The sequence below is a fragment of the Geobacillus sp. ZGt-1 genome, assembly GCF_001026865.1.
Classification (GTDB): Bacteria; Bacillota; Bacilli; order Bacillales; family Anoxybacillaceae; genus Geobacillus; species Geobacillus thermoleovorans.
On the sequence record NZ_LDPD01000001.1, the window covers coordinates 1 to 9,258 of the forward strand.

The window sequence follows — 9,258 nt, forward strand, 5'->3', positions numbered from 1 at the left end:
GTCAACCGCCTCTTCGTTTTTCCAACTCTGATCAGCGCTGTGGATAAATTTTTTCTCCCTATCAACAATCCACAACATTTATCGACATTTTTTTCACATGTTCAATGGTGTGGATAATGATTTTTTCACATCCCGTCCATTTTGTGGATAATCAAAAAAATCCCGTTGCAACAAGCCGCTTTATTTGCTATTATTATTGTGTTTTCACTATGGATAATTATGTGGATAAGAGGAGTCTATCCACATTTTGTGGATAGATTGTGGATAGTTTTTTCACAACGCGTTAATAATGTTACCCACAGATGGTGGATTTTGTCGAAAAGCTTCTTTATTTCCTTAATATGCTTTTTCCACAAACTTATTTTTTTAAACAAACGATCATCCTCTGACTTAAGGGAGGGGCAACGGGTGGAAAATATCCATGACTTATGGGATCGCGTGCTCGCGGAGATTGAACAAAAAATCAGCAAGCCGAGCTTTGAAACTTGGCTCAAGTCAACAAAAGCCCACTCTTTACGAGGTGACACGCTCGTCATCGTAGCCCCGAACGAGTTTGCTAGAGATTGGCTTGATTCTCGCTACTCTCATTTGATTGCGGAAACGATCTACACCATCACGGGCGAAGAATTGGCCGTCAAGTTTATCATTCCGCCAAATCAGGATGATGAAGAACTAGAGTTCCAGTCATCTAAGAAAAAGCAACGGAAACCGTATGAAGAGACAAACGATTTCCCACAAAGCATGTTAAATCCGAAATACACGTTCGATACGTTTGTCATCGGCTCCGGCAACCGGTTCGCCCATGCCGCTTCACTGGCGGTCGCTGAGGCTCCGGCCAAAGCATACAACCCCTTGTTTATCTATGGCGGCGTCGGACTTGGAAAAACACACTTAATGCACGCGATCGGCCATTACGTGATTGAACATAACCCATCGGCGAAAGTGGTCTATTTATCTTCAGAGAAATTTACGAATGAGTTTATTAACGCCATCCGAGACAACCGCCCTGACGACTTTCGCAACAAGTATCGGAACGTTGACGTCCTACTGATCGATGATATTCAGTTTTTGGCCGGAAAAGAACAAACGCAAGAAGAATTTTTCCATACGTTTAATACGCTGCACGAGGAGAGCAAGCAAATCGTCATCTCAAGCGATCGACCGCCGAAAGAAATCCCAACACTCGAAGACCGCTTGCGTTCGCGCTTTGAGTGGGGGCTCATCACCGACATTACGCCGCCTGATTTGGAGACGCGGATCGCTATCCTCCGCAAAAAGGCGAAGGCGGAGGGGTTTGACATTCCAAACGAGGTAATGCTTTATATCGCCAATCAAATTGACTCGAACATCCGCGAGCTTGAGGGCGCTCTCATTCGCGTCGTCGCTTATTCGTCGCTCATCAACAAAGAGATCACCGCTGACTTGGCAGCAGAGGCATTGAAAGACATCATCCCGAGCGCAAAGCCGAAGGTAATCACGATTCAAGACATTCAGCGCGTTGTTGGACAGCATTTCAACATCAAGATGGAAGATTTTAAAGCGAAAAAGCGAACAAAATCGGTCGCGTTCCCTCGGCAAATTGCCATGTATCTCTCCCGCGAACTGACCGACTGTTCGTTGCCGAAAATCGGCGATGAATTTGGGGGACGCGATCATACAACCGTCATCCACGCCCATGAAAAAATATCAAAGCTTTTGCAAACCGATACGCAGCTGCAAAGGCATATACAAGAGATTCAAGAAAAGCTGAAGCAACTGTGAACAACTGTCTCGGTTTTATGCACAGCTTATCCACATGTGGACAGGCTGTGCTTGCTTCGCTTTTTTTGTTTATCCACATACTAACAAGCCATACGACTAGTACTACGGTTTTTGTTTTTATATTTTTATAATTTATTTCCGACGATCTAAAGAAACGGGGAGGAACAGCAACGTGAACATTTCCATTGACCGCGAAGCGTTGGCCAAGAGCGTCCAAGACGTGATGAAAGCCGTATCGACAAGAACGACGATTCCGATTTTGACCGGAATCAAACTAACAGCAACCGCCTCGGGAGTAACGCTGACCGGAAGCGATTCCGACATTTCAATTGAATCGTTTATTCCGCTTGAAAAAGAAGGCAAGTTGCTCGTTGACGTGAAAAGACCGGGGAGCATCGTACTGCAGGCGCGCTTTTTCTCTGAAATCGTGAAAAAACTGCCGCAACAAACGGTGGAAATCGAAACGGAAGACAACTTTTTGACGATCATCCGCTCGGGGCACTCAGAATTCCGCCTCAATGGGCTAAACGCCGACGAATATCCGCGCCTGCCGCAAATTGAAGAAGAAAACGTGTTTCAAATCCCGGCTGATTTATTGAAAACCGTGATTCGGCAAACGGTGTTCGCCGTTTCTACATCGGAAACGCGCCCAATCTTGACAGGTGTCAACTGGAAAGTTGAACATGGCGAGCTTGTCTGCACAGCGACCGACAGTCATCGCTTAGCCATGCGCAAAGTGAAAATTGAGTCGGAAAATGAAGTATCATACAACGTCGTCATCCCTGGAAAAAGTCTTAATGAGCTCAGCAAAATTTTGGATGACGGCAACCACCCGGTGGACATCGTCATGACAGCCAATCAAGTGCTATTTAAGGCCGAGCACCTTCTCTTCTTTTCCCGGCTGCTTGACGGCAACTATCCGGAGACGGCCCGCTTGATTCCAACAGAAAGCAAAACGACCATGATCGTCAATACAAAAGAGTTTCTGCAGGCAATCGACCGAGCGTCCTTGCTTGCTCGAGAAGGAAGGAACAACGTTGTGAAACTAACGACGCTTCCTGGAGGAATGCTCGAAATTTCTTCGATTTCTCCGGAGATCGGGAAAGTGACGGAGCAGCTGCAAACGGAGTCTCTTGAAGGGGAAGAGTTGAACATTTCGTTCAGCGCGAAATATATGATGGACGCGTTGCGGGCGCTTGATGGAACAGACATTCAAATCAGCTTCACTGGGGCCATGCGGCCGTTCCTGTTGCGCCCGCTTCATACCGATTCGATGCTTCAGCTCATTTTGCCGGTGAGAACATATTGACCCACCGCCCTCCTATTGGCGAAAACCATTCAGCTTCAAGGGCAAAAGCCGCCCGACAACGCTGCTTTTTCTCAAGTCCGATGAGAAGGCGGGCAACATCTATGCCCATCCTTCCCATCGGCTTTCTTTGCGAGTGGGCGGATTTTTCGGTAAAATAAAAGAATAGGCAGTTTGAAGGAAAGCGAGCGATGACACGGATGGAACAACGGGTGACGATTACAACGGAAACGATTACGCTGGGGCAGCTTTTGAAACTTGTGCGATTGATCGATACTGGCGGTGCGGCCAAATGGTTTTTGCAGGAACATCACGTGCTTGTCAATGGAGAACGGGAAAACCGGCGCGGGCGAAAGCTGAGAGACGGCGACCGGATCGACATTGAACCGTTTGGCACGTTCGTCGTCGTAAAAGCGGAGTAGGTGAAGGTTCGGTGTTTTTGACCAACTTAACGTTGACGAATTACCGGAATTATGAGTATGAAACGCTGAATTTTGGTGAGGGCGTGAACGTCATCTTAGGAGAAAATGCCCAAGGAAAGACGAACATGATGGAGGCCATTTATGTTTTGGCTATGGCGAAGTCGCACCGCACGTCCAACGATAAAGACCTTATCCGTTGGAATGAAGAGTATGCTAAAATAGAAGGAAGAGCGGAAAAACGAAGCGGGTCGTTAACGCTTGAGTTGCTTATTTCAAAAAAAGGAAAAAAAGCAAGATGCAACCATATTGAACAGCAGCGGCTCAGCCAATACGTCGGCCATTTGAATGTCGTCATGTTTGCTCCCGAAGACTTGAATTTAGTCAAGGGAAGTCCGCAAGTGCGGCGCCGATTTGTCGATATGGAAATCGGGCAAGTGTCGCCTGTGTATATACATGATTTGAGCCAATACCAAAAGCTGCTGCAACAACGCAATCATTACTTAAAAATGATGCAGGCGCGCGAGCGGAGCGATGAGGCGGTTCTTGATGTGTTAACTGAGCAGCTTGTATTGCTGGCGGCCAAAATTACGCTGCGGCGCCGCCAGTTTTTGTCGCTGCTTGAGCAATGGGCGATGCCAATCCACTATGAAATCAGCCGCGGCGCCGAACAGCTTTGCATCCGATACGAACCGTCGGTCGACGTATCAGAAAAGGCGGAATTGTCGAGAATAGTAGAAGCATACAGTGAAACGTTCGCCGCCATGAGGGAACGGGAAGTTCAGCGGGGAACAACGCTGGTCGGCCCGCATCGTGATGACATCGCGTTTTTCGTGAATGGAAAAAACGTGCAAACTTTCGGTTCCCAGGGGCAACAACGTACAACCGCGCTAGCGGTCAAGCTGGCAGAACTTGAGCTCATCTTTTCCGAGTTAGGCGATTACCCCATTTTATTGCTGGATGATGTGTTGTCAGAACTTGATGACTTTCGGCAAACCCACCTCCTTGATGCCATCCGGAAAAAAGTGCAAACTTTTGTCACAACAACAAGCATTGACGGCATTAAGCACGATATCATTCAAGAAGCGGCTATTTATCGAGTCCATTCTGGTTCGGTAACCGCTCCTTCTTGACCGCGAGACCGTTGAACGTTTGCAAAGAAAGCGTAGGTGATCAGGCATGACAATGGAACAACGGGTTGAGCAGACGTACGATGCAAGCCAAATCCAAGTGCTTGAAGGCCTTGAAGCGGTCCGCAAGCGCCCGGGGATGTACATCGGCTCGACGGGGCCGAAAGGACTGCACCATCTCGTTTGGGAAATCGTCGACAACAGCATCGACGAGGCGTTGGCGGGCTATTGCACAAACATCGATGTGACGATCGGCAAAGACAACAGCATCACCGTCGCCGACAACGGGCGTGGCATTCCGGTTGACATTCACGAGGCGACCGGGCGTCCCGCCGTCGAAGTCATTATGACCGTCCTTCATGCCGGTGGGAAATTTGGCGGAGGGGGCTATAAAGTGTCCGGCGGCTTGCACGGCGTTGGCGCTTCGGTCGTCAACGCCTTATCGGAATGGCTCGAAGTTTACGTCTATCGGGATGGAAAAATCCATTACCAGCGGTACGAGCGCGGAGAACCGTGCACCGACTTGCAAGTCATCGGCGAGACAGACCGGACCGGAACGACGACCCGTTTTAAGCCGGACCCGGAAATTTTCACTGAGACGACCGAATTTGACTATGAAACGCTGGCCACTCGGTTGCGTGAGCTCGCCTTTCTAAATCGCGGCTTAAAAATCACGCTGACGGACGAACGGGTTGACAGCCGAAAAAACGAATATGTTTACGAAGGCGGCATTCGTTCATACGTCCGTCATTTGAACCGAACACGAGAAGTGCTGCACGAAGAGCCAATTTATATCGCTGGCGAGCGTGACGGCATTGCCGTAGAAATCGCCTTGCAGTACAACGACGGCTATACGAGCAATATTTATTCGTTTGTCAACAACATTCATACGCATGAAGGCGGCACACATGAATCTGGCTTTAAAATGGCGCTGACGCGCATTATCAATGATTACGCTCGCAAGCAGCAAATTTTTAAAGAAAACGACACGAATTTGACTGGCGAAGATGTGCGCGAAGGGCTGACGGCCATCGTGTCGATCAAGCATCCATCGCCGCAGTTTGAAGGGCAAACGAAAACGAAGCTCGGCAACAGCGATGCGCGCACGGTGACCGACGCTGTCTTTTCCGAACAATTTGAAACGTTTTTGCTTGAAAATCCGACGATTGCCCGAAAAATCGTCGAAAAAGGCATGATGGCGGCGCGGGCGCGGCTGGCGGCGAAAAAAGCGCGCGAACTGACGCGGCGCAAAAGTGCGCTTGAAATTTCCAATTTGCCGGGCAAACTGGCTGACTGTTCGTCAAGAGACCCGTCGATCAGCGAGCTGTATGTCGTCGAGGGCGATTCGGCCGGCGGCTCCGCGAAACAAGGGCGCGACCGCCATTTCCAAGCGATTTTGCCGCTGCGCGGGAAAATCCTTAACGTGGAAAAAGCGCGCTTGGACAAAATTTTGTCGAACAATGAGGTGCGGGCGATTATTACCGCCCTTGGCACGGGCATTGGCGAAGAGTTTGACATCTCAAAGGCGCGTTACCATAAGGTCATCATCATGACCGACGCCGATGTTGACGGGGCCCATATTCGCACGCTTCTTTTAACATTTTTTTACCGTTATATGCGGGAATTGATTGAACACGGCTACATTTATATCGCTCAGCCGCCGCTGTATAAAATCGAGCAGGGAAAACAGGTGCGTTACGCTTACAACGACCGCCAGCTTGAGAAAATCCTTGCCGAGCTGCCGGACCAGCCAAAACCGACGATTCAACGCTATAAAGGATTGGGCGAAATGAATCCGGAGCAACTTTGGGAAACGACGATGAATCCGGAAACGAGAACGTTGCTGCAAGTGAGCTTGCAAGACGCCATTGACGCAGATGAAACGTTTGAAATTTTAATGGGCGATAAAGTTGAGCCGCGCCGCCAGTTCATCGAAGAAAATGCCCGTTATGTGAAAAACTTGGACATTTAGGATAAAAAAAGAGGGAATCAGCCGCCCTCCTCGCTTCACCTTGCCGACGGGGACACCCGGCGCGCGAGCGAAGCGGCGCCCGCCGTCCGTCCGCGTCCGCCTGGCCGGGCGGTCCGGACTGGAGGAGGTTTCAAAGGGAGGTTTGAACGAATGGCAGAACACGAACAACCGCGCATCCGCGAAGTGAACATCAGCCAGGAAATGCGTGCGCTACACGGAAGCGCGCATGTCGAAAATCGCCATGGAGCTTTTGCGCGATATCAACAAAGACACGATTGACTATCAAGACAACTATGACGGTTCGGAAAAAGAACCGGTCGTGCTGCCGTCCCGGTTTCCTAATTTGCTTGTCAACGGTTCATCCGGCATCGCTGTCGGAATGGCGACGAACATTCCGCCGCACCAGCTTGGCGAAGTGATTGATGCCTTGTTGGCATTAAGCCAAAATCCGGAGATGACGGTTGCCGATTTGATGGAATACATCCCAGGACCTGACTTTCCAACCGCTGGACAAATTATCGGCCGCAGCGGCATCCGCAAGGCGTACGAAACGGGTCGCGGCTCCATTACATTGCGCGCCAAGGCCGAAATCGAGCAGCAGCCAAACGGCAAGGAAACGATCATTGTGACCGAGCTCCCTTACCAAGTAAACAAGGCGAAACTGATCGAGCGGATCGCCGAACTTGTGCGCGACAAAAAAATTGACGGCATCACCGACTTGCGCGACGAGTCGGATCGGAGCGGCATGCGCATCGTTATCGAAGTGCGGCGCGATGCCAACGCGAAGGTTGTGTTGAACAATTTGTACAAACATACGGCATTGCAAACGAGTTTTGGCATCAACATGCTTGCTTTGGTAAACGGCGAGCCGAAAGTGCTGAACTTAAAAGAGTGTTTGGAGCATTATTTAAACCATCAAAAAACCGTCATCCGCCGGCGGACGGCGTTTGAGCTGAAAAAAGCCGAGGCGCGTGCTCACATTCTGGAAGGGTTGCGCATCGCCCTTGACCATTTGGATGAAGTGATCGACCTCATCCGCCGCTCACAGACAACGGAGGCGGCGCGCGAAGGGCTGATGGCGCGGTTCTCACTCAGTGAACGGCAAGCGCAGGCGATTTTGGATATGCGCCTGCAACGGTTAACCGGCCTTGAGCGGGAAAAAATCGAACAAGAATACCAAGACCTTGTCCGTCTGATCGCAGAACTGAGAGGCGTATTGGCCGACGAAGAGAAAGTATTGCAAATCATTCGCGATGAACTGAGCGAAATTAAGGAGCGGTTCAACGATGAGCGGCGCACGGAAATCGTTTCAGGAGCCGTTGAGCAGTTCGATGACGAGGATTTAATTCCACAAGAGCATGTCGTCATCACGCTTACTCATAAAGGCTACATCAAGCGCTTGCCTTTATCGACGTACCGGAGCCAAAAACGCGGCGGACGGGGCGTGCAAGGCATGCATACGGCGGAAGACGATTTTGTCGAACATTTGCTCATTACGTCGACTCATGACACCGTGCTGTTTTTCACGAATAAAGGGAAAGTATATCAGGCAAAAGGCTACGAGATTCCGGAATTCGGCCGCACAGCCAAAGGGCTGCCGATCATCAACTTGCTTGAGCTCGATAAAGATGAGTGGATCAACGCCATGATTCCGATTGAAAGCGAGTTTAGCGATGAACGCTACCTCGTGTTTGCGACAAAGCAAGGAATTGCCAAACGTTCCCCGCTTTCAGCGTTCGCCCATATTCGCAACAACGGGCTTATCGCCATCCATTTGCGCGAAGGGGATGAACTGATTTCTGTCCGGCTGACGGATGGCAAAAAGCATTTGATCATCGGTACGAAAAACGGCATGCTCATCCGTTTTCCGGAAACCGACGTGCGGGCGATGGGCCGCAGCGCGACTGGAGTCAAAGCGATCACGCTTGATGACGGGGATGAAGTAGTTGGCATGGAAATTTTAGAAGACCATCATGATGTGCTTGTCGTCACGAAAAAAGGGTTCGGCAAGCGCACTCCGGCCTCGGAATACCGCGTGCAAAGCCGCGGGGGCAAAGGATTGAAAACGTGCAACGTCACGGATAAAAACGGTCCTGTCGTTGCGGTGACAACCGTCGTCGGCAATGAAGACGTCATGGTGATCACGACCGGCGGCGTGCTCATTCGCATTGCCGTCAGCGATATTTCTCGGACGGGAAGAATCGCCCAAGGCGTTAAGCTCATTCGCCTCTCTGGCGAAGATGGGCATGAGTGCGTCGCTACGGTGGCGAAAGTGCCTGAGGAAGAAAGGGACGAGGAATAAAGAAGAAGATCATTCAGCCTAACGGAAACGGCGCTTCGCCTATAGGCGCGGGGCGTCGTTTTTCTGTTTCAAAAGCCTGCCATCGCGGCCAAAATCATGTTACGATAGAAATACAGAGAAAAAAAGACAAAGGGGGCACTAATCGATGGTCCGTGTGAAACGCTCCCAGCTTCGCGAAGGATGCGTGCTCGCTGAAGATGTGCTCGGCAAGACGAAACATCCAATTATACCGAAAAACACCGTGATCACGAAACCGTTGCTACTCGTACTTGAAAAATTCCTCGTTGAGGAAGTGGACGTTGAACCATTGCTTGCTAACGGTGAACCATTTCCCAACGTCGATTCCGCATCAACGGCGGTTGCCAAAC

The 9,258-nt window shown here is 50.2% G+C and carries 5 protein-coding genes and 2 pseudogenes; all 7 read left to right on the top strand.

Going from position 1 to position 9,258, the window contains the following annotated elements; genetic code table 11:
- Positions 1 to 408 precede the first annotated feature (408 nt).
- Positions 409 to 1,761, top strand: coding sequence for a chromosomal replication initiator protein DnaA (gene dnaA / locus VU18_RS00005; protein ID WP_011229517.1), 1,353 nt, complete (start codon positions 409 to 411; stop codon positions 1,759 to 1,761).
- A gap of 172 nt (positions 1,762 to 1,933) precedes the next feature.
- Positions 1,934 to 3,070, top strand: coding sequence for a DNA polymerase III subunit beta (gene dnaN / locus VU18_RS00010; RefSeq protein WP_011229518.1), 1,137 nt, complete (start codon positions 1,934 to 1,936; stop codon positions 3,068 to 3,070).
- A gap of 188 nt (positions 3,071 to 3,258) precedes the next feature.
- Complete coding sequence (gene yaaA / locus VU18_RS00015; RefSeq protein ID WP_012820418.1) at positions 3,259 to 3,489, top strand: S4 domain-containing protein YaaA; 231 nt, start codon at positions 3,259 to 3,261, stop codon at positions 3,487 to 3,489.
- A gap of 11 nt (positions 3,490 to 3,500) precedes the next feature.
- Positions 3,501 to 4,619: a DNA replication/repair protein RecF gene (gene recF, locus VU18_RS00020; protein WP_011229520.1), complete on the top strand. Its 1,119-nt coding sequence runs from the start codon at positions 3,501 to 3,503 to the stop codon at positions 4,617 to 4,619.
- Positions 4,620 to 4,665: 46 nt separating this feature from the next.
- A complete protein-coding gene (gene gyrB / locus VU18_RS00025) occupies positions 4,666 to 6,588 on the top strand; it encodes a DNA topoisomerase (ATP-hydrolyzing) subunit B (RefSeq protein ID WP_014194553.1) in 1,923 nt (640 codons plus the stop codon).
- A gap of 205 nt (positions 6,589 to 6,793) precedes the next feature.
- Positions 6,794 to 8,912 (top strand): annotated as a pseudogene (gene gyrA / locus VU18_RS00030) (DNA gyrase subunit A); the annotation flags it as partial.
- 123 nt (positions 8,913 to 9,035) lie between these two features.
- Positions 9,036 to 9,258: pseudogene (locus VU18_RS00035) on the top strand (phosphohydrolase); the annotation flags it as partial.